Here is a 24,153-nt window from a genome sequence, read left to right as displayed (position 1 = left end):
TTTTGTTTTGTATGAAGCTTACCTTTCTTCCCTTTTTGGAAGACATACATATCTCCTCGCTTGACTTGGTTATACTAACTTTGGAGGTATTTTTTATGCAACAAAAAAAATGGGGTTTTTGGGTACTGACAGCATTCGTTGTCGGTAACATGGTTGGCGCTGGTATTTTCATGGTGCCAAGTACGTTAGCACAAACAGCAAGCCCTCTCGGTGTCACTTTAGCTTGGTTAACAACAGGGTTTGGTGTTTTAATGCTAGCTCTTGTTTTCGGTAATTTAGCAATTCGTCGTCCTGATTTAACGACAGGACCACAAAGTCATGCATATGCATTATTCTCATCACCAAAAAAGAAAAAAATGGCTGGTTTCAGTATGGTTTGGGGCTATTGGGTTGCAAACTGGGCAAGTAATGTCGCTATTATTACATCTTTTGCGGGATATTTATCACTCTTCTTCCCGATTATGAAAGACACACGCCTATTATTTTCGATTGGCTCTTTCGATATAGAAGTTGGAAAACTAATTACATTTTCTATTTGTTCTGTCTTACTATGGGGAACACATATGATTTTAACAAACGGTGTAAGCGGAGCTGGGAAGTTAAACTTCTTAGCAACAACAACAAAGGTGACTGGATTCCTTCTATTCATTGTTGTGACTTTGTTTGCATTTCAAGCTTCAAAATTTGGACAATGGTACACACCAATGATTGATAAAGAAGGCGTGTCACATGGACTACTTTCACAAATAAATTTAGCTGCTCTTACAACACTTTGGGCATTTATCGGTATTGAATCAGCTGTTCTTTTATCAAACCGTGCTGTGTCTCCAAAAACGGTAAAACGAGCAACTGTAGCTGGTTTATTGATAACAGTTGCCATTTATTTAGGAATTACCATTTTAACAATGGGTGTTCTTCACATCGATAAATTACAAACTTCTGAACGTCCATTAGCTGATGCATTAAATGCTGCAATGGGCCACGGCGGCGGGAAATTGATGGCACTACTTGCTCTTACTTCCCTATTCGGCTCTATCTTAGGCTGGATTTTATTAAGCTCAGAAGTACCTTATCAAGCGGCGAAAGAAGGATTCTTCCCTTCCTTCTTTGCAAAAACAAACAAAAAAGGAAGTCCAATTTATTCACTAAGACTGACAAATATTATGTCGCAAGTCTTCCTTTTCTCAACGTTATCAGGGACCATTGCTGAGGCCTATACATTCGTTATTACTGTCTCAACCCTAGCTTACTTAATCCCTTATCTCGTTTCACCAATCTTCCAATTAAAACTCGTTGCAACTGGTGAAACGTATAAAAACGAACCCGGTTCAAGGATTATGGATGGTATTATCGCAGTCATTGCACTTTGCTATGCACTGTGGGTCATTAAAACTGGATCCTCAGATATAAAAACATTCCTTCTTGGAATCGGCTTATTTGTAATTGGCTTTGCATTTTATCCATTAATGAATCGCGATAAGAAAAAAAATGAAGAAAATAAAAACGAGCAAATTGCTTAAAGCAATTTGCTCGTTTTTATTTTTGTATAAGAAAGAAACCTATATAATAGAAGACAGAGGTGAAAAAACATGTCAATCGAAACACTATGGAGCACTCGTTTCCAAAAGCATATTCAAAACGTCATCATGTACTTTGCACGCATGATTAGCGGTCTACTATACAGTTTTATCTTCGTCTCATGCATTGGTGCGTATTATTACGCCAAGTTTCTTAAAACATCTCCTTCTAAAGGCATTTCATTAATCATCATTATATCTCTGCTTACCATCATGATAACGAGATGCCCGATTCGTACTTTTATCCAGAAGCCTGACGCTGTCTATTTACTGGCACTCGAAGAGAAATTAACATCTTATTTCAAACAGTCTCTTCTATACAATTATGTCATTCAACTTTTTCCATTGCTATTTACGTTTCTAATCATTACACCGCTAGCAATGCAAACATTACAGACAACCGTTCCATTCTTATGTACAATCTTTTTCATTTTAATGTTAATAAAAGGTTGGAACCTATATATCAATTGGATATGGCGTGATCAATATAACAGCCAAATCTGGTTTATTATTCGCTTCACTTGTAATGCACTTATTCTTTATATGCTCTTTCAGTCCGTATCAGTTGTTCTATTAGGTGCAATGCTATTACTTCTTGTCTTCCTATTTGTTTATACAACAAAACAACCAACAAAACAAATTGGATGGGAATATATAATTGAGCAAGAAGAAAAAATGGACATGCACTTTTACCAATTTGCAAACTTTTTCACCGATGTCCCGCAGCTGAAAAAACAAGTAAAACAAAGAAAATGGCTAACAAGTTGGCTAGAACCTATATTACATAAAAAACAATCTACTTTTTTATATTTGAACACTTTATCATTCTTACGTGCGAATGATTATTTTGGTATATATATTCGTTTGACTATTATCGGTTCTTTTATTTTATATTTCGTACCGAATGTATTTGCAAAAGGCGCTATTACTTGTTGTCTCTTATATATGACCTCTATGCAGCTTCGTACTTTATGGAAATATTTTTCGGGAAATAATATTGTGACATTATATCCTATCTCACACGACACACGAATAAATCAATTTCTCATTCTTGTATTTTCATTAGCAGTCGTTCAGCTAGCGTTATTTTCCATTATTATATTCGCTGCACTCCAGCAGTTTTTACTTGTTCTTTCAACTATTATAGTCAGTATATTTTTTATCAAATTTATTATCTTACCAAGAACCAAAAAACGAATTTCTTCATCGGAAATTTAAATGAATGATTGTGTATTCTGAAAGAAAAAACAGAAAGTTTAGCTAAAGAAGCTACACTTTCTGTTTTTATATTCTCGACAATCAAATAGATTAGGGAAAATAAAATGAGTAAATTAAAGAATTCATCTGTATCCTCTTTTCTATTTTTTCTTCTCATCCTTATCTTTTTGTAAGTGCACAAAATGGTATATTACCTCAGAATCATTCAAGAAAGCATACTTTCCCTTTCTCTCTTTTTCTACCACTTGCATTTTTCATTCAACACCATTCACAACTATTGTTATTCAAATTAAGAAACTACTAGTAAAAAAAGAGAGCAGACTATCTGCTCTCTTATGATGCCTCATTATGTTCAGAGGAGTGCTTAACACTCCCCCTTCTCTTTAGTTTATTCCATCCTACCGCTACCCCTCGAATAGATGAAAATACAGATTTAATTACAACATAAGTCATAAATTGACGATAAATAAAGCGTTGTAAAATTAACCAGGCTAATGGTTTAGGATTCTCTTTCTCTAATTTAAATGCAAAAAGAGAAGCGAGAAGATCCATTAGAAAGAATACAAGATAAAATCCCAAAACTTTTAGCGGATTGCTACCAAATAGCCCTATAATCATTAATATATCTGCTAAAGGAGCAATGAACTGCAGGACATATTGGAACAACCACATATTAGGTAATGCAACAAACCCTAATGTTTTATGCTTTGGATTAAGCAATGCCTTTCGATGCTTCCAAAGACATTGGAGTGTACCATACGACCAACGATATCGCTGTTTAATGAGACTTTTCACATCTTCAGGTGACTCCGTATAAGCATATGCTTTTTCTTCATATACAATTCGATGCCCTTGACGTAAAAATGTTATAGTAAGATCCGTATCTTCTGCCAGTGTATCTTCGCTTAAATATCCAGATTCAACTACATTCTTTTTACGCCATGCTCCAATAGCTCCAGGAACTACCGTGATACAATTCAACTCATCAAAAGCTCTGCGTTCTAAATTAAATCCTGTAATGTATTCAACATGTTGCCAAGTAGTTAACAAATTCCGTCTATTTCCCACTTTGACATTGCCTGAAACTGCTGCTACATTATGATCTTCAAAGTGTCTAATCATTAGAGAAATAGCGTCTTGCGCAATAATAGTATCCGCATCTAAAGTGACAATAATTTCTCCTCGTGATTTTTGAAATCCTAAATTCATTGCGGATGATTTCCCACCATTTTCTTTCTGAATTAAACAAACTTTAGGATGTTTATGGAATGCTTCTTGAATTACTTTTGACGTACCATCTTTCGATCCGTCATCAACAACAATAACTTCAAACTCTCTATAATCACTATCCAAAATTGAGCGAATCGTCTTGGTTATAACCTTCTCTTCATTATATGCTGCTATCACAACACTAACGAAAGGTTGATAAGACGAATTAGTAAATAAACGAGATCTTGTTTTCCTTTTTTGCTTGAATGCAAAATAAATTAAAAATAGGAATCGGAAAATACCTAATCCAATAGCAATATAAAAAATAGTTGTTAATATATGCTTAGAATACCCCGCTCCTGAAAAAACAGCTTTGTTGTAAAGTAAATATTGCTTACCCTCAGAAGAAACGGGAGGCATTACTTCATCTCGTTCTTTATCCATTAAATCTGAAATTGTTACAAAACTATATCCATGCTTTTTAAGATCTTTAATAATAATTGGCAGCGCCTCTACCGTATGAGTACGATTTCCTCCTGCATCATGGAGAAGAATAACATTTCCCTCCCCCTTATAAATGGGATTAAGAGCACGCTTTACCAATTCACTTGTTGAGGGCGTCGCCCAGTCCTCAGGATCAACTTTTTCTGCCACCATTGTATAGTTCATATTTTGTGCACGCAAAATAGGTACTATTTCATTTGGTGAATCCAGCTCAGCATCCGCTTCATATGGTGGCCTAAATAAAACCGTAGAGTGTCCAGTTATTTCCTGAATCAGGCGCTGAGTTGTATTCAGCTCTACTTTTGTTCGTAGTAAAGACGTATCAGCTACGTTCGGATGCTTGAAGGTATGATTGCCAATTTCATGGCCTTCATCGTATATTCTTTTAACAAGATTAGGATTTATTTGGGCGTTTTCACCAAGTACAAAAAAGGCTGCTTTTACTTTATACTCTTTTAATATATCTAGGATTTCCGGTGTGTATTTAGGATCTGGTCCATCATCAAATGTTAGTACTACTTGTTTTCCTTTTGGTTTTCCATAGCGCTGCACTTGATATGCAGATGGTAGTGATTGATATACTTCATCTGTAAGATAACCTTCTTTGCCTACTTTAAAATCTCTCAATCCATTTTGTCTTTCATTCTCAATCTGTAAAATTTCGCCTTGCCCAGAATAATTTACTTCATCTAAACTAGCGATTTTATGTAATGCATCAGGATTATTTTGTACCTCAATAGGATCTTTTAAAGCTTTCCATACAGTAGGATCTTCTGCTCCTAGTCTCCATAATGCAAATCCCTTTGCATTGTTGTTCATTGCGATTTTTGCTTGATTATAAAAAGTAACACCATCTAAGAACCAAGCAGTATGTTCTTTCGCTCCTTTTTTATATCGAAAATAAGGATTTCCACTGATCTTATCCCATTGAATTTTTATATTTGAATCATGAGCCATTGTCATAACTTCTGAGAAAGTTAAAGACTTCGCAGGTTTTTTGCTATTTACTTCCCAATCATATCCATAGTTACCGAAAGCAACTATAAGTTTCTCAGAGGGAATGTTTAGATCATTGAGCGTATGTTCAAACCATTTATTTGAAGCAATTGGTCCTGGTGTCCCTGCTCCATAGTGCTCATCATACATCATTACAATCATACGATCTATTACTTTGGCTAATGCACCATAATCAAAGGCTTTATCATTAGCAGGGACATCTTGCGTTACGAGCAAATGATGTTTGTGAAAGACCGTAGTAAGTTCTTTCATGAAATTTGTTAATTTATCTCTATCGCCTTCAGGTATTGACTCAAAGTCAATATTAATACCTGCAAATTGATTCTCTTCAATTCGCTTTACTAAATCATTAATAAACTTTGTCTGTACATCATCTGAATCATTCAGTAACTTATGAATAAGTTTACTATCAGGACCAGAAGCTTCTTGCGTATAGTTAGTAAGCAACGGCATAATTTTTACATGATTTTTTTTTGCTAACTTTACAATCTCAGGTTTAATCTCACTACTAATTGTTAAGTTTGCTTTTAAGTGATACCATTCTGGTACTAACATGGTTAATGAATCGATATTTTCTTTTAAAGAAGCAGTACTATTTTCATCCCAGTTTACATAAAAACCATAAACTTCTTTAGGTTGTTCGCCATTGTCTGTTGATTTTTCTGAATTTTTATTATTGTTTATTTCGGTATTAGGAGATTTGAATTCTCCCTTCTTTAACTGCTGGTCGCTGAGTTTTTGATTAATAGGTACAAGTTTAGTATCTTGCTTTACAGAAGGATTCATATTTGGAATTTCTGGTGTTGAAAAAATACTTCGAAAGAAAAAATAAAATACAATACTTATACTAACTATTGAGATACATAGAAACCAACTGAAAGCTATTTTTCTTCTTCCTTTAGGATCATAGAAAACGGGTTTTGAGTTATCTTTCTCTTGTTGAATTTTTTTCTCCATTATTTTTTTTACATACTCCTTTTCTTTTTATTCTAAGTACAAACGCAAACTATTTTAACAGATAGACCTTCTAGGGTTTTGGTGCGAAAATAGCTTAATAGGAATATAGAACAGTAATTTCCTGTTAACTTTGAGATCAAACGACTAATCCAAATATCTTATGAATGACTTCAACCTCATTTTGGGCAGATTTCACCCTTTGGTGAAGTTGCCCTTTTTTCATCATATGCATGGCTTCGATACCTCTCAAAATCAAGGTTGCTGTACGAAATGATTTCAATTCTAATTGCTTTCTTCACTATACATATTCGAAGGAAATAAAAATTTTATGGGGGTCAAAAAAATATTTTTTTATAAAAATAGATAAACAATTTTTTTCAAAAATAAAAAGCTGACAATTTCATCAACTTTTTCATAGATTCATATGTAAAAATACTCGCATTCATTTTATCTCGCTATTCGCGGGCAGTAAAACCCTCACATATCAATATTCTTTATACAGTTTCATCCCACACCGACCAAGCCGCTTCGAACATATTTCCATCTAAGTCCCAAAAATAAAAATACTTAGCTTCATTATTCCCTAGCGTTACAATTTTTTCTACTCTTACTCTGGCTTTGAAATAAAATCACGATGCTTTGAATAAAGACGCGAAGTTCTTAAGAAAGTTGCGACGTTTTAAAAAAAGATGCGATGCTTTATCCCTTCACGTAAAGAATTCTAAGTGAATTTTGATTAAACTTTTTTATAAAAATATCATATTTGGGGTTATATAAAATATGTATTGTCCTTTACTTATTGGGAATTTTTCATTTAGGTCTTGATAAACAATGTACCCTATACTTCTTAAATATTCTATGGATTTTTCTTTTCTTTCCCTTGATGTTGCGTGGCAGGAACGTTTTTGTCCTCTTTTTTATGCCCGTTGTTTTCGTTTATATTGCCTTTATTTTCTTGCTGAGACTCTTTATTTTCTTGTTTATATCCTTTACCGTTGTTTTCTTGCTGAGACTCTTTATTTTCTTGTTTATATCCTTTACCGTTGTTTTCTTGCTGAGACTCTTTATTTTCTTGTTTATACCCTTTACTGTTGTTTTCTTGCTGAGACTCTTTATTTTCTTGTTTATACCCTTTACCATTGTTTTCTTGCTGAGACTCTTTATTTTCTTGTTTATACTCTTTACCGTTGTTTTCTTGCTGATGCCCATTATTTCCTTTTGATTGCTGGGGTTGCTGTTCCTGGGATTGTTTTTGTTCTATTTGCTCTTGCTTCTCATATCTTTCTTCTTTTACAGGAGACAAATCCGATGATGCATCGGATGATGACTTTGGTTGCGAATGTATCTCCTGAGGGTGTTCCTCCTGATTAGACGGCGGTGCAGGAGGAGTAAGCGATTTCTTCTTCTCATTCTCTTGCTTTATATAGACGCCTGTGCTAACTCCTGCTTTCTTGGCATTCTCTCGCACTTGCATCGTACTGCTTTGATATACGACTGTAACATGTTTTGTCTCATACTCTTTCTTTAATCCTTGCATAGTCTTTTCCAACTGTGGTTCTAGCGACTTGTCCTTTGTAACAGCTGTTAGCATAACTTGCTTGTCTTTCGTTAAGTATCCATCCTCTTGACTTTGCTTTACAATGGTACGTACTACGTCTTGCAAAGGTTCATTTTTCCATCGTTTCATTTCTTTTAAAATGCGCTTTCCATCATCATTACAAGCTCGCAAATCTATAACACGAAGATCCTTTGTTACGCTCGCCTCTAAACTGGGATTAATATCAATTGAGACATAAGCGAATGCTTTTTCTTCCGGTTGGTTGTAGAAAAACAGAAACACACATAGAAAACAAGCAACAAGTAATGATGCAGGCTTTAAGAAAGAAGGGATTGAAAAACGCGGTACTCTTTGTTCTTGTACGTTAAACGAGATTTCCTCTCCAATCATATAAGAGTGCGATTTTCTTTTAAACGTAATAAACTCTCCATCCGGAGTTAAAACAACTATGCTATGTTTTTTTATATCCATCACAATCCCTTTATTCATCATGCTTCCCCCCTCTTATATAATCAAGAATATATGTATAGTTGTTTGCAAAGATAATACACATTGCAATAATGTATTTTCTATGCCGCTCCAACGTTTTACGACTTGCCCTAACACGCGGTTCAATGTGTTTAAGCGGTAACTTTTTCTTTCGGAACAGCTCTTCCATCATTTTCTCTTCTTTTATAATAATCTTTACAATTTCTATTAAGTGCTCACGCGTATCACGATGCTTTGGAGATTCCTTAGCAAGCTCTGAAAATGTGATTTTAAACTCAGCTAGCACAATTTGAAAATGAAGAATCTCCTCCTTACGGTTTCTGTTTTCCATCTCTTTCATATACTCCGTAAGCGATACCTGCATTTCTACCATTTCCTCTTGCTGGTCTTCTTTTAAAAAGACGAGATTATGCTTAGACTCCTTGCGTATATAGTCAATTACATCCCTTTTTATAAGAAGCTCAGCAAACGCTAGAAAAGATTTTCCTTTTTTATATGAATACTGTTCAATTGCTTGATTAAACGCAAACAATCCAATGCTGTATTCATCATCCTGCTCCGTAATATACCGGCGGCAGACAGACGAGATTGATTTTCGAATAAAAGGCCGATACTGTGCGATAAAAGCTTCCTTATCTCCTCCGTTGTTTTGTATGTTACATACGATATCTTCTATTTTCGGTTTTTTTATGATCTTCATCACTAAACTCAACACTAGTAATCCCCCTCCCTCCTTTTGCTTCAAATAGCAAAATGGTCACTAAAGAAGTGACCATTTCATCACATTTTCTTACTACTTTTCTTTGTGCTTGTCTTCTTGCTGTTCTTCATGCTTTTCGTGACCGACTTTTTTACCGTTGTCTTGATGATCATTCTTTTCTGTTTGACCCTTGTGGTTTGATTGCTCATGCTTCTCATGAGAAACAGCCGGTTTATGTGCTGGTTGCGCTGGTTGTACCGGTTGTGCCGGTTGTGCCGGTTTTGCTGGTTGTGCTGGCTGTGCCGGTTTTGCTGGTTGTGCTGGTTTTGCTGGTTGTGCCGGTTTTGCTGGTTGTGCTGGTTGTGCCGGTTTTGCTGGTTGTGCTGGCTGTGCCGGTTTTGCTGGCTGTGTTGCTTGTGTTGCTTGTTCTGGTTGTGTTACTTGTTCTGGTTGCGTTACTTGTTCTGGTTGTGCTGGAGTTACTTCTGTATTTTGATCTGCTTTCTTGTTTTCTTTTGCAATAGCGTCCGCTTGTTTTTCTTTCTCTTTCTCTTTCTCTTTCTCTTTCTCTTTCTCTCTCTTCTCTTTCTCTTTCTCTTTCTCTTTCTCTATTTTAGCTGCAATCTTTGAAAAACTCTTCTCTATATTTTTGGTAATTGCAGCTTTTGCTTTCGGATTTTTCACTTGATCTAGCACTTTTGCTAATGCTTCGATGTTGTTTCCGATGTGCACTTTTACTTTCGCTGCTTCTTTTTCTTCTTCGCCAGCAGGTTTTTCTGTTTCTGCTTTCTCTTCGCCAGAAAGCTTATCTGCTTTTTCTAAGTCTTCCGCCGCTTTTTCTAATGTATCTTGTGTAAGATCGCCTTTTCCTTTTTCAATTAGTACACTTGCTTCAGTAATTCGTTCCGCGGCTTGCTCAGACAATAGCTTCGCTTTCTCTAAATCGTTTGTCGCAAGAGCCATTTTAATATCTTCAACCATAGTTTTCACAAAATAAAAGACGTCACCTTGTACTAAAGATGTTTTTTCAGTTTCCGTTGTTTTTACCGCATCTGTGTTTTCGCTAGCATACGCTGCTGTTCCCATCAGAAACGGGCTGCATGCCATCATAGTTACCATAGTGCCTTTTAATAGTGTTTTTTTCATAATGATTTTTCCTCCATTTGCTTTCTTCACTATACATATTCGGAGGAAATAAAAATTTTATAGGGGTCAAAAAAACATTTTTTTATAAAAATAGATAAACAATTTTTTTCAAAAATAAAAAGCTGACAATTTCATCAACTTTTTCATAGATTCATATGTAAAAATACTCGCATTCATTTTATCTCGCTATTCGCGGGCAGTAAAACCCTCACATATCAATATTCTTTATGGGGTAGCACCACATCGCTATCAAGCCAATAAAACAAAATACCCCCTAAAATGAAAAAATACGCTATTCTTTCTGTAGAATCATAGGAAAGGATGGCGTTTTTGTATGTCTATTTCTGTATCTGATGAATTACAACTATTTGCTCAAGAGATTCAAAGCTTTTTATCTCCAAATATCTTACGAGATCTTGCTAGAGATGTTGGTTTCGTACAACTGTTGCTTTGGTATAAAGTTTGATCAAAAACCTCTTACAAACTCACATTCTATGGTACACAAAAAGAATCGATTTTGAAAAAAGATTGATCAAAATCGACTCTTTCTTTGGGATTGTGTGTACAGTTTTTATAAAAAAGTTTGATCATTTTCTGCCCGTGTTTCTATACAATTGCGCCCGTTTATGAAGTCAGGGTTTATTTGATACGCGTACTTTTTTAACCTTGTATGTATGAATCATCCCCTATATTCATCTTTTTTTATTACCTTAAATTCACCTGATTTATCTACACTAAACATAACATAACTCTCCTTACCATCATGTTGTCCACCTGAAGAACTTCTGGGCTGAAGTACTATATTATAAACACCTTCTGTTAAAACATTACTCTTTTTAAAGTCATCCATAACACTTAGGATATCCGGTATATTCCCCTTATTTTTTTCGGCGTTATAATAATAATTAAAATTCACAACCCCCTTATAATAAGCATTAATTCTAGATTCACTAATTTTTAAAGTTTTAATTAATTTTTTTGTGTTTAATTCTTGGCTTTGTTTGAACTTTGTAAGTAATTCTTTTTCCTGCTGTTCATCAATAGTAAAGTTTAAATAGTAATAGAAATTTTGTTTCTCCATTTCAAATGCGTCAGTAGATTCACTTAATAAGTTATATTTTTTAATAATTTTATTTGATTGTTTTAAAACATCACTATGTTGTTGAATATAAGCCCCTTTAAATATATCTAAGAAGACATACTTACTATCCTCTTCATCTATCTCATAAGAATTTCGGTCTACGGTTAAATAAGTAGTAGTATAATACGGTTTTTTTATTTCTACATAAGTTTGAATATCCCCTCCTTCAATCCAATTATCATGTGCAGAAAGAATTTTAAACTCTCCATCTTTTATCCCATAATGCTCTGATAAATAATCTCCTACCGGTTGTTGGAGTTTTATTTTTGTAAAAACATCAGTAAATAAATATAGTAGTAGCACACTAAACCCTACTATAAAAATAGTTGCTATTACTTTCTTCACTCTCAGTACACCTGCTTCCTATAACAAATAATACTTTCAACATTCCATATATTATTTAATCACAATTTATATAGAATTATCCTATTTTTTTGTTTTAGAATGGATATTGTTCTAATTTTTGGTTTGGAATAAAGTTTGATCAAAACTTCAGGAGTTTTACCGTGGCAGCTTTACCTGATGATGCAAAACGGTGCAACTTTTTTACAAACGGTTAAACTTTATTCAAAACGGTACGAATTTATTTCAAAGCAACAATAATTGCAAGTAATCTCTAAATCTTGGACATACTGATACTATTACTCTAAAAAAGGTGCGTGATCAGTATGGAAAAGCAAAATTTATTCAAGTGGAAGCATTATCATCATGATATTATTTTGCAAACAGTAAGATGGTACCTACAGTACAACTGGTTCCGTTGCAAAAACTTCAAGATACATGCAAGTAACCTCTAAATCTTGGACATACTGATACTATTACTCTAAAAAAGGTGTGTGATCGGTATGAAAAAGGAAAAATTGTTCAAATGGAAACATTATCAACCTGATAGGATTTTTAGAGAGGCGTATAAGTATGAACTGAACAACCCCTATTTTTAATCACTTTTTTAGGCATTTCTCATATAGTGAAAATGACTATGATTTTGATTCTTTTTATTTATCATCCATAAGTCATACAATTGTTTAGCACATATATAAATAAAAAGATGGGAGCCCTACGATGAACAACACTCAAACTTTAACGCCCCCAAGTAACTCTGAGGAAAACCAAAGAAATATTAGTTTGCAAACATTAAGGGTCATTGGACTCATTGTATTAATTAGCGGTTACATCATTGTCACACTCTCTGAAGTAGGTGAACTGAAGAACCTTTTAATGAACCCAAGCACTAGCAATACATTAGCTGAAGTAGACGTTTTTTAGAAAAAAATGGTATATAAAAAGCGAATCATTATAAAAACGATTCGCTTTTTGTATATGTTCTTATCCTATATGAGGTATGTTTTCTTCACAGTATTCTGTCCTATTAATTGCTTTCATAAATAACAAAATACTACTTATACCAACTAAAAAATATACAATGCTCATTCCCCATGATGCTATAAAAGAACCTAGCATAATCCCTAGTGCTCCATTCATTTTTGCCACCTGAAAGACCATACCATTGATTGCCATATAAGAACTTCGAGCATCATCTGGAACCATATCGGCCATAATGGATTGCCGAACTGGCACATACATCATCTCCCCGATTGTTTGGAAAAGCCCTGCTATTAATAAGATCCATAAGCTATTACTTGATCCAATTATTGTAAATCCAATTGTATAGATAAATAAGCCAACATATAGGATTTTCAGGTCATTAAAACGTTTCATCATTTTAATAACAAGTGCTGAAAATAAAACAATCAAAATCGTATTCTCCGCAGAAATCCAACTTAGCATCCGAATACCTGTTAAATCAAAACGAATATCATTTCCAAATGCAAATTGAATTGTTTCAAATTCCTCTTGCAAGCGTACACCTAAATAATTATTAAGCTGAAATTCTAACGATAACGTACATATACTTGCTAAACAAAATATCAAAAATGCCCGGTCTGTCATAACAACTTTATAACTTTCAACCATTTCTTTTAACACATGCTTCTTTTTCATCGTTTTCTGAGTTACATATACTTCTTCCATATATACTGAAATTAAATACAACGTTAGCAATGCTACTGCAGTCAATAATATAAAGAGTTGCAAACGATAATGTTCGAATAATAACCCTCCGAATATAGCCCCAATAGCAATCGATAAATTGATTGCCCAATAATTAATACTGTACATTACTTTTCTATTCTCCGGTGTACTCACATCAATTAGCATCGCCTCTGTTGCGGGATTCATGAGTCCTGAACCAAGACTATTCGTTAACATAAAAATGAAAGTGAGCCAAGGTGAATCTACATAATCTGAATTCGCAATTCCCATACAAGCAATCGAAACAACTTGTATCACTTGCCCTATAATCATAACCTTTTTTCGTCCTAATCGATCTCCAATATACCCTCCATAAAGACCAATTATTAATGCCGCCATGACATTTACTAATAGTAGAACGCCTGCGAGAACACTACCCAGTTTTATAGAAAAATAGATAGCCATAAACGGGAAAATCATTGTTGATACAGTGCGTGTTAAAAATGATGTTATAATTCTAATTTTTATATTGCGATGCATGCTCCAAAATCCCATTTTCCCCCTCCTCCTTATGTGTATTCATTTTATTTTGAAAAAAAGGAAGAAAAAGGTTAGAATATTCTAAAGAATTTCCCCTTTTAGAAAGAAGGAGTCGTTTAAACATGAAAGTGATGGATTACTATACTCAACTACGATTGCATGATCCAGAAAAACAATACATGCAAAATAGCTTGCAAGAATTAGCCGATATTTTATATTGCAGTACAAAAAACGTGAAAATTTTACTGAGAAAAATGACTGAAGAAAAATTAATTACGTGGACACCAGGACGAGGACGAGGAAATAAAAGTGAAATTCTCTTTCTCCATACCATTTCAGAAGTAGTTATGCCCTATGCTGAATCCCTCTTACAACAAGATAAATTAAAAGAGTTATTTCTTCTTTTAAAACAACCATTTCCGACTTCCCTTCGAAAAGGCTTAGAAGAAAAATTACAACAGCATTTTGGATACCAACCTTTAAACGATATGTATGACGTGTTAAAGATACCTTGCTCAAGAAAAATATTGCCACTTGATCCAGCATTTGCAGCTGTAACAACAGAGAGTCATCTCATTAGTCAAATTTTTGATACATTAGTTACTTACAACTACGTCACAGAAGAAATTGAAACACACCTCGCACATACATGGGAGGTTAGTGACAATCAACTTACCTGGACTTTTTATTTACGAAAAGGCATCCATTTTCATCATGGAAGAATCTTATCTTCTAAAGATGTTCAATTTTCATTTGAAAGATTACAACGTGTACACTCTCCTTATGCCTGGTTAACTGAAGAGATTGTGCAGATTGAAACACCATCACCACTACAAATAAGCTTTCACCTTCGAAAGCCGAACTTGTTTTTCCTACGTTATGTAAGTTCGATGCAATTAGCCATTTTACCTCATGATGTAACAATACAAAATCACCATTATATCGGGACGGGAGCTTTTAAATTACATTGTTATGATGAAGATCAAGTTATATTAGAAGCGTTTACGGATTATTTTAAAGAACGGGCGTTGCTTGATCGTATTGAGTTTTGGCGGATTCCGGAACATGCACAAATACATACACACTATGAACTACCAAATACTGAACATACAAAAGAACACGAAGTACAAATAGAAGAAACCGGGTGTATATATGCCGCATTTAACTTTACAAGGCCTGGTCCACATCATGATATTTATTTTCGAAAAGCTTGGAGAGAAATATATGACGTTGAATCGATTATTCGTGATTTAAAAGGTATGCGGACTATCCCGGCATCAAGCTTCTTTCCAAGTCGAAGCCGAGCAGCAACGAAACAATCTTATTCTTTATGCAAAGCAAAGGAATACCTGAAAAAAAGTACATATCAAGGTGAAACTATACATATTTACTTTTTCTCTTTTAAAGATAGTGCTCATGATGCAATTTGGCTAAAAGAGCATTGCCAAAACTTAGGCATACAAATGGAATTACACCCTTTTCCAGTCTCAGACTACTCGAATCGTTCTATTGATCAAAACGCCGATATTATTTTAATGGGGGAGGTTTTTAATTCGGATATAGAAATAGCTTTTCTCAATGTATTTAAAAGTAAAAGCTGTTTTATCAACCGTTTTATGCATCCTCACTATCAAAAACAGATTGATTGTTTACTAAATACATTCTTAGCCGAAGAAAATAAGGAACATCGTCATAAACTTATATTCGAAATTGAAGAATTCCTTGGAACGGAATACATTATCCTATTTAATTATCATGTTTTAAAAAAGCAAACATATCCCTCTTCTTTAAAGAACGTAACCATTGATTCTTTTGGCTGGACGGATTTTTCAAAGTTATGGATTCACCATATGGAATCAGCTAAAGAGTATTGAAATCAAATCACTTAACTATTTATATATACTCATTTTAAAATTCCGGTATATAAATCGCGGTTATGAAAACAAAAGAAGTTCTTCACTCATTTTCTCCTTCTGTTTTCACGTGGCATAGGGCTAAAAAAGGCACTGACTGCCCCTACGCATGATCGGATCCTCTCTCCCGCCTAAAAGAAATGGTTTTACGTCGGTCTTTCAATCCGCATTTATATAATATGGATAACTTGCATAACCGTAAAACCTCAATCTTCAGATTGAGGTTTTACTAGCTATTTATTTTTAAAATTTAGGAAAGATTCACCACTTCTTTTACATGCATTTCAAGTTCTGCTAAAAACATATCAATATTAGGATTTTTGACTACATCATAGCACGCAAAACTCTTTAAAGGACTCATACCAATAAATTTCTGTACTCGGTGTAAATGACCAATTGCTTCTTCTAAACTCTCACCTTCAAAAAATTGTGAGGAATCTTCAAACGCTGTTTTAGGTGCATTCCATGTAGTGGAAAACATATATTTTTTCTCTGTTAATAACCCTCCTGCTCCATATTGATCTCCTCCTTTAAAAAAGAGGCCGTACTCATATACTTCATCCATATACGTTTTAAATAATCCTGGTACACTAAACCAATAAATCGGTGTTTGATAGATAATAACATCCGCCCATAAAAACTTTTGTTGTTCTTCTTTAATATTGTATCCGTCTTGAATAATCGTTGTTTTCACATGACTCTTTTCACTTAGTAGACTGACCATGCGATCAACCAATGTTTGATTTAATTTCCCTCCGTCGGCACTATATTTTTGATGACCATTTATGATTAATATATTTTTCATCATTTTCTTCCCCTTTATTTTTTATTGATTGAATTGCATCTATCTAAATCCACACTTTTTCGTACCGCTATCATTTAGTTCTCAGCTACTACTCCAAGTTGTTGCATAAGAGTAAGATTGTCTTCTAAATGCCAGTCTTCAGTGATTTTCCCATCCTTAATACGCAAAATGTCGATTGCAAAAAAGCTAATAGGCTTTCCATCATGTGTTCCTGTAAAGGATAGACGAGCTGTGACCTTATCACCAACCACTAATAAATCCTCAATCTCGCAATGTATATCCGGAACGACTTTACGAAAGTTTTTTGCAGCAAATGCTAAGCCTTTGGGACCTTGTGGGCGCCCTTTTGGCAACGTATTATCAAAGAATTTCTCTGTAACGGTTTGTGGAATAAGCTCCTCATTGCCAGTATCCCAAAATGCATAAAAACGTTGGGCTGCATGAATCATTGCTGTAGCTTCTTTTTGATTTAATGAAGGATCGATTGTCATTGTTTTAGGCTCTGGCTTGCCTTTCAACAATTGAATTTCACTTTTAGAAGCAGACATTTTTGTATTGCTGCACGCAGTAAGCACGGTACCGATTACGCCAATGCAAAGCACGAGAAAACTAAATGACCACCATAACTTTTTTGTTTGATTTTTTATTTTCATCATAGTCACCTCCTTAGTTTAGAAATCATTTGTGGTTCCTAACACTATTTTATATGCAGTAATTTCCCTTTTGGAAGTAGTGATATTTTTTTCATATAGTTACTAAAAGGATAGTTTTGTGATACTATAAAGAAAATCAATTCAAAAAAATTTTATGGAGGCTATTTCCATGAGCAATATAGATCCGATTGTATTAACGAAAGGTTCACCTGGTATACCTTGTCCTATTGCAAAAACACTCGACGTAATTGGAACAAAATGGACATTTTTAATTATTCGGGACCTTCTTATTGAAGGAACACTGCGCTTTAGTGATCTACTAAAATCAATGGATGGTATCAGCCCAAAAACACTCTCACTTCGCCTTAAGGAATTAGAAGGTCAAGGTATTGTAACAAGAAAGGTTTATCCTGAAGTTCCTCCTCGAGTGGAATATACCCTCACGGATAAAGGGAAACAATTAGAAGGTATTTTTATCGAATTAAAGCGCTTTGGACTAACTCTAGAAAACTAACAAAAAAGGACCCGTGAGTCCTTTTTTGTTAGTTAAAGTACTTTAAATTTTTTCCGCTCCGATTCCCCTTATATAATAAAAAACTTTCCGAAATGTAACTATATGAAATAAATATCACTACTTCAAATATGGAATTCTTCAAACTACAATGATGGCAACAAAGTAAAAACGAAATAATTAGGAGGCATAAAGATGCTAAAAGGAAAAAAAGTAGCTATTATTGGCGGGAGTTCAGGTATTGGTTTAGAAACAGCAAGATTGGTATTAGCGCAAGGTGCAGATGTTATTATCGCCAGTCGATCCGAAGACAAATTAAAAGGGGCAAAAAAGGTATTAGCGGGAAATGTAACAACTTATACACTTGATATAACAAACGAGCAACAAGTACAGTCATTCTTTGAAGAAATAAATACAATCCATCATTTAGTTATTACAGCAGCTGAAACATTCGGAGGAGCTTTCCTTGATACAGAAGTAAGCAAAACGCGCCAGTTGTTCGAAAATAAATTTTGGGGACAATTCTATGCTGCAAAATATGGTGCACCTAAGATTACGAAAGACGGATCAATCACATTATTTTCAGGCGTAGTTGCCTATAAAACAATGGCTGGTTCAGCTACGCTTGGTGCAGTAAATGCAGCAGTCTCTAATCTTGGAGAAACATTAGCATTAGAACTCGCTCCTATTCGCGTAAATATCGTCTCTCCTGGCATTATTGATACACCGTCACGTAGCAAAATGCCGCTGAAAGCGCGGGACAAATTCTATAAGGAGATAGCAAATAAACTCCCTGTCAAACGAGTTGGACAGGCAAAAGATGTAGCTGATGGTGTACTATATTTAATGCAAAATCAATTTGTCACTGGAACTACTCTTCATGTTGAAGGTGGACATACATTAATTTAATTAACGAGGAGGCTATCCCCTCCTCCTTCTGTTTATCTCAATTATCTATTTCATACTAAACCTCAAATAACATACCGTATCATAGCAACTTCATCACAACAATCAAATTTCGGACAATGCCGACAATCAACCCATACTTTTTCAGGTAGCGATTCCTTATCAACAAAATCAAATCCACACTTCTTAAAAAATGTAGTTTGATATGTTAAAGAAATAACTCTTTTCACTTTTATTTTAGTAGCCTCATTCATGACATGATTCACCAACATACGGCCTAACCCTTTACCTGCATATGTATCCGATACGACTAATGATCGTATTTCGGCAAGATCTTCACCTAAAACATGTAAACCAGCAACTCCCAAAATTTCTCCTTCCTCTTTCACAACATACAAACACTGTAAATACTGATAAAGGGACAAAAGTGAGCGCGGCAGAACAACTCCCTCTTTCGAATATATTTCTATTAAGTTATATATTTCTTTCACATCACTTGTAATTGCGTTTGAAATTTGCATAATGTATCTCCTTACATGAAATATTCATACTTTAATATGAATATTAATTCATAAATTTATATAATAATACATTCATCTTATAAATACGTCAATTATTATTCTGAATTTTTCATATAAAAATACATACCGATTTCTTCTATATAGCCAAGTCAATTTGGGGCTATTTTCTGAACATACTACTAAAATATTGATCTAATGCGGGTTAAAGCCAAGTTTGAGATGTAGAAAGACATATATGATGATTTCAACGTGTCAAAAATCTAATTATAATACGGTTAGAAATGCATAATAAAAGACCTCAACTAGAGGTCACTTTGAAACGATAACTTGATTTTTACTTTTGAGTAGAAAGAAAATCCACCATACGAATAAAAACAAATAACCTATGGTCATGAATATAGACCAAATAGCCCCTTGTTGTAATTGATTTATTAAATGTTCAAATTCATTAATTCCTTCCGCTCTTCCAATGCTATTTATCAAACTAATTATTGGAACTGTTATAGCAAAAACAATGGCTAAAATGGACAACTTTTTCATTTTCTTTCGTATAACACAAAATATTGCAGTCCCTAATGTTATTAATAAAAATAAATAATATATTGCCCAAAACCAATTAGGAAGAGTCTCCCAATACATTTCCCCACCCCCTATTTACATTATTTAACATCATATTTATTGGAAATAATATAGCATATACATCACGGCTATGAAAACAAAAGAAGACCTACTCTCTTTTTCTCCCTTTATTTTTAACTTGCATGGGGCTAAAAAAGGCCCTGATCGCTTCTATGCACGGACGGATCCTCCCTTCTACCTAAAAAAAAATAGTTTTTATTCAATACTTGCTTCCAAATCCCGTATTGGTAATACTGTAGAAGATTTAATCTCCCTTAGTGCTAAGCTCGTTTGTATTCGCGTAATCCCAAGCTTATTTAACTTTCTAATAAAACGCTCCAACTCTTTACGATCTCTGTTTGCGACCTTTAATAAGTAATCATACTCCCCTGTTAAACAATGACACTCCAGCACTTCAGGCATAGATTCTAGTTCTCTTTCCAATACTTCAAGCTTTTCAGATTGATGAATATTTGTACTCATAAAAATAAAACATAACAAATCAAATCCAAGTTTTTCTTGATTTAAGATTGCGACTTGTTTATCAATGAAACCTTCACTTTCTAGCCTTTTTATTCGTGCATGCATAGCAGCTGGTGACAAATTAACACGACGCGCAAGTTCTGCATTACTTACTTGTGACTCTTTTTGTAAAATATCTAAAATTTGTACGTCTAAATCATCTAACACTTTAATAACTGATGACTCCATAAAAACCCTCCTTTTCTTTACTGACGATTCTTCGGAAAAACATATAATACACTGAATGAAATTGAATAACATTTCTTAATTATAACCCTTAACAAAACATTTTATTGAATTTTCACCATTATACAAAAGAATATATTAGATAACAAAGAAAAATGCTAAAATTATTTACAATCCATACGATATAAATCCATTTTGTGTTTTCAACACATAAGTCACTGCTATGAAAACAAAAAAGGACATACACTCATTTTCTCTTTTTGTTTTTACTCGGCATGGGGCTAAAAAAGGACCTGACCGCTTCTATCCATGGACGGATCCTCTCTTCCCCCAAAAAAGAAAGGTTTTTTATCAGTTTTTCAATTTATACACTAATAAAAGGAGTTCCAAACTATGCCTTATTTTTATGTCTTTTTATTATTGCTAACAAGCTTACTATGGGGTGGAAATTTTGTCGTTGGAAAATCACTTGTGGGTCATGCTTCTCCAATGACGCTTACAAGTTTAAGATGGCTGATTGCGATTGTTTGTCTCTTACCGATTGTTTGGTTTAAAGAAAAGAAACTTCTTCCGCCACGCGCTGCAATTCTTCCCTTACTACTTATGGGGGTCACTGGCGTTGTTCTCTTTAACATTTTTCAATTCTTAGCGTTAGAACAGACTTCAGCAACAAATGTAGGGCTTATTTCTACACTAAATGCGATTTCAATTGCACTCTTTTCATCTTTATTCTTAAAGGAAAAAATCAATATACTTCAAATTCTTTCTATGATTCTTTCTTTTTTTGGTGTAATTCTCGTCCTTTCAAAAGGAAATATCGCACTGTTATTTTCATTACATTTGAATAGCGGAGATTTGTGGATGATGGCTGCGGTTTGTATTTGGGGTATCTATTCTGTTTGTAGTAAATGGGCAACAAAAACAACTACGCCAATGATGGCAACTTTGTATTCAGGAGTTTTTGGCGTTATCATATTGCTTCCATTTAATATACCAAGCTTTACTGTTTCCAATATTAATGCTTCATTTATCACTTCACTACTATATACAGGCTTAATTTCAACTGTAGTCTGTATGGTATTTTGGAATATTGGTGTTCAAAAATTAGGAGCAACTACATCAGGTATCTTCCTAAATTTCAATCCAATTTTCACTGCCGTTTTAGCGTTTCTTTTCTTAGGAGAAGAACTAACTTGGATCCAAATCTTTGGGACGATTATCGTTGTTACTGGCTGTTATTTATTTTCTCATTTTAAAACAGTTGCTCATCAGCCTAGCCAAACTTTAGTACGGCAGCACTCTTAATAGATCAACATCGCCATTATCTTTAACATAATGGCGATGTTTTTACATTCTTCACTTTTTACTTCTCATTTCTTTTAAATACTGCTGTTCTTCTGCTGGCGATAAACGTTCTGTTGCTTTTCCAGTATCACCGCCTTGAATTTCCCAAAAAAAGTTATGTTCCTCAACTGTTTGCGAAAACTCCCCTCTTTCCCAGCGTTCTAAAATGGAAAGTAATTTTGATTTATAATTAAAATTTTTGCTACTCTCTACAGCTTTCTTTGCATTACGAATTTCCTTTTGTGTCATTTCAATAAATCCCCATTTCTCAGAGGATTTTACTTTTTGATGTACCATCTTATGCATAGTAGATATGATTTCATCTTCACTAACTCGCGGCGTTTCTTCCACTACCTTATTTTCCTTTTGAGCAATTACTTTCTGCTCCTTTAAACGTTTATCCTCTACTTCGGCATACTCAAGAAATTTATAAGCGCCAAATATAACACCCATTACAATTGCGATAGTCGTAATCGTCCCTATTATCCATTTTTTCATAGTATGTATTTTGATATCTCCTCTAATTGTTACAAAAACAAATGAAATAGCCTGCAAATAGCCGATTCCATTTGTTTATCATTTTTAAGCTTTCATCGCTTCTCTAACAACGTGACTATCCACATATTGCTTGAACTTTACGATTTTTCCATTCTCAAGTTGCCATACATGAACGAACTCTGCTTCAAATGCTTTGCCAGTTTCTTTATAAATTCCCGAATAAACTCCTTCAGCAATGATGACATCTTTTCCTTCTACTTCATGGTACATATTTACACTCGCCTTATAATCATTCCATTCCGATCCTAAACGACTAAATACATTTTCCATTACTGCTTCTACACCAATATATGTTCCACCATATGGAAAACCAGCTGCCTCGGTCCATTCTACTTTTTCAGAAAGGGCTTCTACTAAATATTTTGCATTTGAAGAAGATGGTCCTTCATATGTGCTTCGAATAATCTCTAAATTTGTTTTTTGTCCCATTATTTTTCCCCTCCAAACGCATTTGCTGCTAAAACAAGTCCGATTTCTAGTGCTTTTACATTTGGAAAGTGTTTCTTCATTGCAGTTTGAATTTCTTCACTTGAAAGGTTTTCCGCAAGAACCTCATCAAATGCGATTAAATATTTACGAGTATGTTCAATTGCATCTTTCTCTCCATAAATAATCGTTGATGTAACTTGAAAGGCTTGTTCAGATCCTGTAAAGGCTTCTAAATGTAATTTTGACATGTTGTTTCCTCCGTTTTTCTATATACATTTACACTTTTATTATTTTATATTTCCTTACTTGTTATAATAACCCTAAGTTGCAACTTCAATAGTTACAACTAGACCAAAAAAATATGCTATCTATTTACAACTCACACTTCATTGCTAATTGCTCCGTTGTAACAATTATAGTTACAACTAAGTGCCAAGTCAATACTTTAATATCCAAAAAATTCCCCAGCAAAATAGATATATACAAAAACACTGTTCTTTTCATAAATCTTCTTCAGAAAAGAACAGTGCTTTATATAATAATTTATTTTGCTTTGAGTACTTTTTCTTTTAAGAAACGATCTACATACCCTTCTGCTTTTACAACAAATAAATACGCACCCATTGCTAATAATGCAAGATCTAATTCATATCCAGGATTCTTTCCGTCTCCTAATAAACCAGCTGCTCCGTTTACCTTTACAATTGCACCAACCAAGATAAGAGCAAATAATAATCCCACATATCTAACACCTAAGCCAATGATTAATAATAGACCACCAACTAATTCAAATGTTGCAACCCCATATGCGAGACCACCTGGTAAGCCAATGCTTGTAAACCAACCTGCTACATTATCAATACCTGATTGAAACTTTGCTAAGCCATGTGCAAAGAACGTAACTCCTAACACAATACGAATAATTAAGTTACCAATATATTGATTCATTCTAAACTCTCCTTTTTGTTTTGTTATATAAACCTTTTATTCACAAGACAAAACAATACATTGTTTCTTTTTATTCGTCAAATACTTTTTTTAATAGAAATAAAAAAACATTATCCATTTTACGGATAATGTTTAACAAAAAATAGCACTCC

Annotated in this window: 23 protein-coding genes and 3 pseudogenes; 9 read left to right on the top strand and 17 right to left on the bottom strand. The window is 34.1% G+C overall.

The window, feature by feature from the left end; translation table 11 throughout:
- Positions 1 to 95: 95 nt before the first annotated feature.
- Entirely contained in the window at positions 96 to 1,520 is a 1,425-nt protein-coding gene (locus NSQ40_RS04235) for an amino acid permease (RefSeq protein ID WP_018767658.1), read from the top strand.
- Positions 1,521 to 1,589: 69 nt separating this feature from the next.
- Entirely contained in the window at positions 1,590 to 2,795 is a 1,206-nt protein-coding gene (locus NSQ40_RS04230; protein ID WP_098716172.1) for an ABC transporter permease, read from the top strand.
- Between the two features lie 115 nt (positions 2,796 to 2,910).
- On the opposite strand, the pseudogene NSQ40_RS04225 reads toward NSQ40_RS04230, so the two are convergent.
- The 6 genes and pseudogenes from NSQ40_RS04225 to NSQ40_RS04200 form a co-directional block, all read right to left on the bottom strand.
- Positions 2,911 to 3,049: pseudogene (locus NSQ40_RS04225) on the bottom strand (tyrosine-type recombinase/integrase); the annotation flags it as partial.
- A gap of 79 nt (positions 3,050 to 3,128) precedes the next feature.
- Positions 3,129 to 6,482: a glycosyltransferase gene (locus NSQ40_RS04220; RefSeq protein WP_098716173.1), complete on the bottom strand. Its 3,354-nt coding sequence runs from the start codon at positions 6,480 to 6,482 to the stop codon at positions 3,129 to 3,131.
- A 136-nt stretch (positions 6,483 to 6,618) separates the two neighbouring features.
- A pseudogene (locus tag NSQ40_RS04215) lies at positions 6,619 to 6,777 on the bottom strand (IS6 family transposase); the annotation flags it as partial.
- Between the two features lie 561 nt (positions 6,778 to 7,338).
- Complete coding sequence (locus NSQ40_RS04210; RefSeq protein WP_341286063.1) at positions 7,339 to 8,529, bottom strand: anti-sigma factor domain-containing protein; 1,191 nt, start codon at positions 8,527 to 8,529, stop codon at positions 7,339 to 7,341.
- The gene (sigI, locus tag NSQ40_RS04205) at positions 8,522 to 9,244 is read right to left on the bottom strand and encodes an RNA polymerase sigma factor SigI (RefSeq protein WP_033798662.1); all 723 of its coding nucleotides are present in this window, start codon (positions 9,242 to 9,244) and stop codon (positions 8,522 to 8,524) included. The genes NSQ40_RS04210 and sigI overlap by 8 nt, the downstream gene beginning before the upstream one ends.
- A gap of 78 nt (positions 9,245 to 9,322) precedes the next feature.
- The gene (locus NSQ40_RS04200) at positions 9,323 to 10,375 is read right to left on the bottom strand and encodes a DUF5667 domain-containing protein (RefSeq protein ID WP_341286062.1); all 1,053 of its coding nucleotides are present in this window, start codon (positions 10,373 to 10,375) and stop codon (positions 9,323 to 9,325) included.
- A gap of 334 nt (positions 10,376 to 10,709) precedes the next feature.
- Between NSQ40_RS04200 and NSQ40_RS04195 the strand changes: the two genes are divergently transcribed.
- Positions 10,710 to 10,841, top strand: a complete 132-nt coding sequence (locus tag NSQ40_RS04195) for a hypothetical protein (RefSeq protein ID WP_003203194.1) — start codon at positions 10,710 to 10,712, stop codon at positions 10,839 to 10,841.
- A 213-nt stretch (positions 10,842 to 11,054) separates the two neighbouring features.
- Here NSQ40_RS04195 and NSQ40_RS04190 read toward each other — a convergent pair whose 3' ends face one another.
- Entirely contained in the window at positions 11,055 to 11,861 is an 807-nt protein-coding gene (locus tag NSQ40_RS04190; RefSeq protein WP_098017790.1) for a hypothetical protein, read from the bottom strand.
- A 323-nt stretch (positions 11,862 to 12,184) separates the two neighbouring features.
- Here NSQ40_RS04190 and NSQ40_RS04185 point away from each other — a divergent pair.
- Both NSQ40_RS04185 and NSQ40_RS04180 read left to right on the top strand, forming a co-directional pair.
- Positions 12,185 to 12,268, top strand: a pseudogene (locus tag NSQ40_RS04185) (IS6 family transposase); the annotation flags it as partial.
- Positions 12,269 to 12,578: 310 nt separating this feature from the next.
- Positions 12,579 to 12,782, top strand: coding sequence for a hypothetical protein (locus NSQ40_RS04180; protein WP_018782326.1), 204 nt, complete (start codon positions 12,579 to 12,581; stop codon positions 12,780 to 12,782).
- A gap of 60 nt (positions 12,783 to 12,842) precedes the next feature.
- Here NSQ40_RS04180 and NSQ40_RS04175 read toward each other — a convergent pair whose 3' ends face one another.
- Positions 12,843 to 14,102, bottom strand: coding sequence for an MDR family MFS transporter (locus NSQ40_RS04175; protein ID WP_098114668.1), 1,260 nt, complete (start codon positions 14,100 to 14,102; stop codon positions 12,843 to 12,845).
- 107 nt (positions 14,103 to 14,209) lie between these two features.
- Between NSQ40_RS04175 and NSQ40_RS04170 the strand changes: the two genes are divergently transcribed.
- On the top strand, positions 14,210 to 15,961 hold the full coding sequence (locus tag NSQ40_RS04170; RefSeq protein WP_098114666.1) for an SgrR family transcriptional regulator: 1,752 nt from the start codon (positions 14,210 to 14,212) through the stop codon (positions 15,959 to 15,961).
- 289 nt (positions 15,962 to 16,250) lie between these two features.
- On the opposite strand, the gene NSQ40_RS04165 is transcribed toward NSQ40_RS04170, so the two are convergent.
- The gene (locus NSQ40_RS04165) at positions 16,251 to 16,805 is read right to left on the bottom strand and encodes an NAD(P)H-dependent oxidoreductase (RefSeq protein ID WP_018766854.1); all 555 of its coding nucleotides are present in this window, start codon (positions 16,803 to 16,805) and stop codon (positions 16,251 to 16,253) included.
- A 74-nt stretch (positions 16,806 to 16,879) separates the two neighbouring features.
- Positions 16,880 to 17,461 carry an ester cyclase gene (locus NSQ40_RS04160; RefSeq protein WP_141521894.1) on the bottom strand — a complete coding sequence of 194 codons (582 nt, stop codon included), beginning with the start codon at positions 17,459 to 17,461 and terminating at the stop codon, positions 16,880 to 16,882.
- A gap of 166 nt (positions 17,462 to 17,627) precedes the next feature.
- Between NSQ40_RS04160 and NSQ40_RS04155 the strand changes: the two genes are divergently transcribed.
- Positions 17,628 to 17,972 (top strand): winged helix-turn-helix transcriptional regulator, encoded by a 345-nt coding sequence (locus NSQ40_RS04155; RefSeq protein ID WP_018766856.1) that lies wholly within the window; start codon positions 17,628 to 17,630, stop codon positions 17,970 to 17,972.
- A 192-nt stretch (positions 17,973 to 18,164) separates the two neighbouring features.
- Entirely contained in the window at positions 18,165 to 18,878 is a 714-nt protein-coding gene (locus NSQ40_RS04150; RefSeq protein ID WP_018766857.1) for an SDR family oxidoreductase, read from the top strand.
- Positions 18,879 to 18,940: 62 nt separating this feature from the next.
- Here the strand turns inward: NSQ40_RS04150 and NSQ40_RS04145 are convergent, their stop codons facing one another.
- The 3 genes from NSQ40_RS04145 to NSQ40_RS04135 all read right to left on the bottom strand — a co-directional run bounded on the left by NSQ40_RS04145 (position 18,941) and on the right by NSQ40_RS04135 (position 20,725).
- Entirely contained in the window at positions 18,941 to 19,396 is a 456-nt protein-coding gene (locus NSQ40_RS04145) for an N-acetyltransferase (RefSeq protein ID WP_018766858.1), read from the bottom strand.
- 309 nt (positions 19,397 to 19,705) lie between these two features.
- Positions 19,706 to 20,035 carry a hypothetical protein gene (locus NSQ40_RS04140; protein WP_098114663.1) on the bottom strand — a complete coding sequence of 110 codons (330 nt, stop codon included), beginning with the start codon at positions 20,033 to 20,035 and terminating at the stop codon, positions 19,706 to 19,708.
- A 195-nt stretch (positions 20,036 to 20,230) separates the two neighbouring features.
- Positions 20,231 to 20,725, bottom strand: a complete 495-nt coding sequence (locus NSQ40_RS04135; protein WP_018766860.1) for an Lrp/AsnC family transcriptional regulator — start codon at positions 20,723 to 20,725, stop codon at positions 20,231 to 20,233.
- A gap of 390 nt (positions 20,726 to 21,115) precedes the next feature.
- On the opposite strand from NSQ40_RS04135, the gene NSQ40_RS04130 reads away from it, so the two are divergent.
- Positions 21,116 to 22,027: a DMT family transporter gene (locus tag NSQ40_RS04130; RefSeq protein WP_098715639.1), complete on the top strand. Its 912-nt coding sequence runs from the start codon at positions 21,116 to 21,118 to the stop codon at positions 22,025 to 22,027.
- A 51-nt stretch (positions 22,028 to 22,078) separates the two neighbouring features.
- On the opposite strand, the gene NSQ40_RS04125 is transcribed toward NSQ40_RS04130, so the two are convergent.
- The 4 genes from NSQ40_RS04125 to NSQ40_RS04110 form a co-directional block, all read right to left on the bottom strand.
- The gene (locus NSQ40_RS04125) at positions 22,079 to 22,564 is read right to left on the bottom strand and encodes a DUF6241 domain-containing protein (RefSeq protein WP_098715638.1); all 486 of its coding nucleotides are present in this window, start codon (positions 22,562 to 22,564) and stop codon (positions 22,079 to 22,081) included.
- An 84-nt stretch (positions 22,565 to 22,648) separates the two neighbouring features.
- On the bottom strand, positions 22,649 to 23,053 hold the full coding sequence (locus NSQ40_RS04120) for a nuclear transport factor 2 family protein (RefSeq protein WP_098715637.1): 405 nt from the start codon (positions 23,051 to 23,053) through the stop codon (positions 22,649 to 22,651).
- Positions 23,053 to 23,301 (bottom strand): hypothetical protein, encoded by a 249-nt coding sequence (locus tag NSQ40_RS04115; protein WP_033797453.1) that lies wholly within the window; start codon positions 23,299 to 23,301, stop codon positions 23,053 to 23,055. The genes NSQ40_RS04120 and NSQ40_RS04115 overlap by 1 nt, the downstream gene beginning before the upstream one ends.
- A gap of 295 nt (positions 23,302 to 23,596) precedes the next feature.
- The gene (locus NSQ40_RS04110) at positions 23,597 to 24,001 is read right to left on the bottom strand and encodes a DoxX family protein (RefSeq protein ID WP_003195449.1); all 405 of its coding nucleotides are present in this window, start codon (positions 23,999 to 24,001) and stop codon (positions 23,597 to 23,599) included.
- Between the last annotated feature and the right edge of the window lie 152 nt (positions 24,002 to 24,153).

The organism is Bacillus sp. FSL K6-6038 (genome assembly GCF_038050455.1).
In the GTDB taxonomy this organism is placed as follows: domain Bacteria; phylum Bacillota; class Bacilli; order Bacillales; family Bacillaceae_G; genus Bacillus_A; species Bacillus_A pseudomycoides.
The sequence above is the reverse complement of the archived record's forward strand: the minus strand, read 5'-3'. Positions and strand labels throughout refer to the sequence as shown.

Coding starts and splice junctions, on each gene's coding strand:
- NSQ40_RS04235 (WP_018767658.1), top strand. CDS start 96: ATGCAACAAAAAAAATGGGGTTTTTGGGTACTGACAGCATTCGTTGTC.
- NSQ40_RS04230 (WP_098716172.1), top strand. CDS start 1,590: ATGTCAATCGAAACACTATGGAGCACTCGTTTCCAAAAGCATATTCAA.
- NSQ40_RS04220 (WP_098716173.1), bottom strand. CDS start 6,482: ATGGAGAAAAAAATTCAACAAGAGAAAGATAACTCAAAACCCGTTTTC.
- NSQ40_RS04210 (WP_341286063.1), bottom strand. CDS start 8,529: ATGAATAAAGGGATTGTGATGGATATAAAAAAACATAGCATAGTTGTT.
- NSQ40_RS04200 (WP_341286062.1), bottom strand. CDS start 10,375: ATGAAAAAAACACTATTAAAAGGCACTATGGTAACTATGATGGCATGC.
- NSQ40_RS04195 (WP_003203194.1), top strand. CDS start 10,710: ATGTCTATTTCTGTATCTGATGAATTACAACTATTTGCTCAAGAGATT.
- NSQ40_RS04180 (WP_018782326.1), top strand. CDS start 12,579: ATGAACAACACTCAAACTTTAACGCCCCCAAGTAACTCTGAGGAAAAC.
- NSQ40_RS04175 (WP_098114668.1), bottom strand. CDS start 14,102: ATGGGATTTTGGAGCATGCATCGCAATATAAAAATTAGAATTATAACA.
- NSQ40_RS04170 (WP_098114666.1), top strand. CDS start 14,210: ATGAAAGTGATGGATTACTATACTCAACTACGATTGCATGATCCAGAA.
- NSQ40_RS04165 (WP_018766854.1), bottom strand. CDS start 16,805: ATGAAAAATATATTAATCATAAATGGTCATCAAAAATATAGTGCCGAC.
- NSQ40_RS04160 (WP_141521894.1), bottom strand. CDS start 17,461: ATGATGAAAATAAAAAATCAAACAAAAAAGTTATGGTGGTCATTTAGT.
- NSQ40_RS04155 (WP_018766856.1), top strand. CDS start 17,628: ATGAGCAATATAGATCCGATTGTATTAACGAAAGGTTCACCTGGTATA.
- NSQ40_RS04150 (WP_018766857.1), top strand. CDS start 18,165: ATGCTAAAAGGAAAAAAAGTAGCTATTATTGGCGGGAGTTCAGGTATT.
- NSQ40_RS04145 (WP_018766858.1), bottom strand. CDS start 19,396: ATGCAAATTTCAAACGCAATTACAAGTGATGTGAAAGAAATATATAAC.
- NSQ40_RS04140 (WP_098114663.1), bottom strand. CDS start 20,035: ATGTATTGGGAGACTCTTCCTAATTGGTTTTGGGCAATATATTATTTA.
- NSQ40_RS04135 (WP_018766860.1), bottom strand. CDS start 20,725: ATGGAGTCATCAGTTATTAAAGTGTTAGATGATTTAGACGTACAAATT.
- NSQ40_RS04130 (WP_098715639.1), top strand. CDS start 21,116: ATGCCTTATTTTTATGTCTTTTTATTATTGCTAACAAGCTTACTATGG.
- NSQ40_RS04125 (WP_098715638.1), bottom strand. CDS start 22,564: ATGAAAAAATGGATAATAGGGACGATTACGACTATCGCAATTGTAATG.
- NSQ40_RS04120 (WP_098715637.1), bottom strand. CDS start 23,053: ATGGGACAAAAAACAAATTTAGAGATTATTCGAAGCACATATGAAGGA.
- NSQ40_RS04115 (WP_033797453.1), bottom strand. CDS start 23,301: ATGTCAAAATTACATTTAGAAGCCTTTACAGGATCTGAACAAGCCTTT.
- NSQ40_RS04110 (WP_003195449.1), bottom strand. CDS start 24,001: ATGAATCAATATATTGGTAACTTAATTATTCGTATTGTGTTAGGAGTT.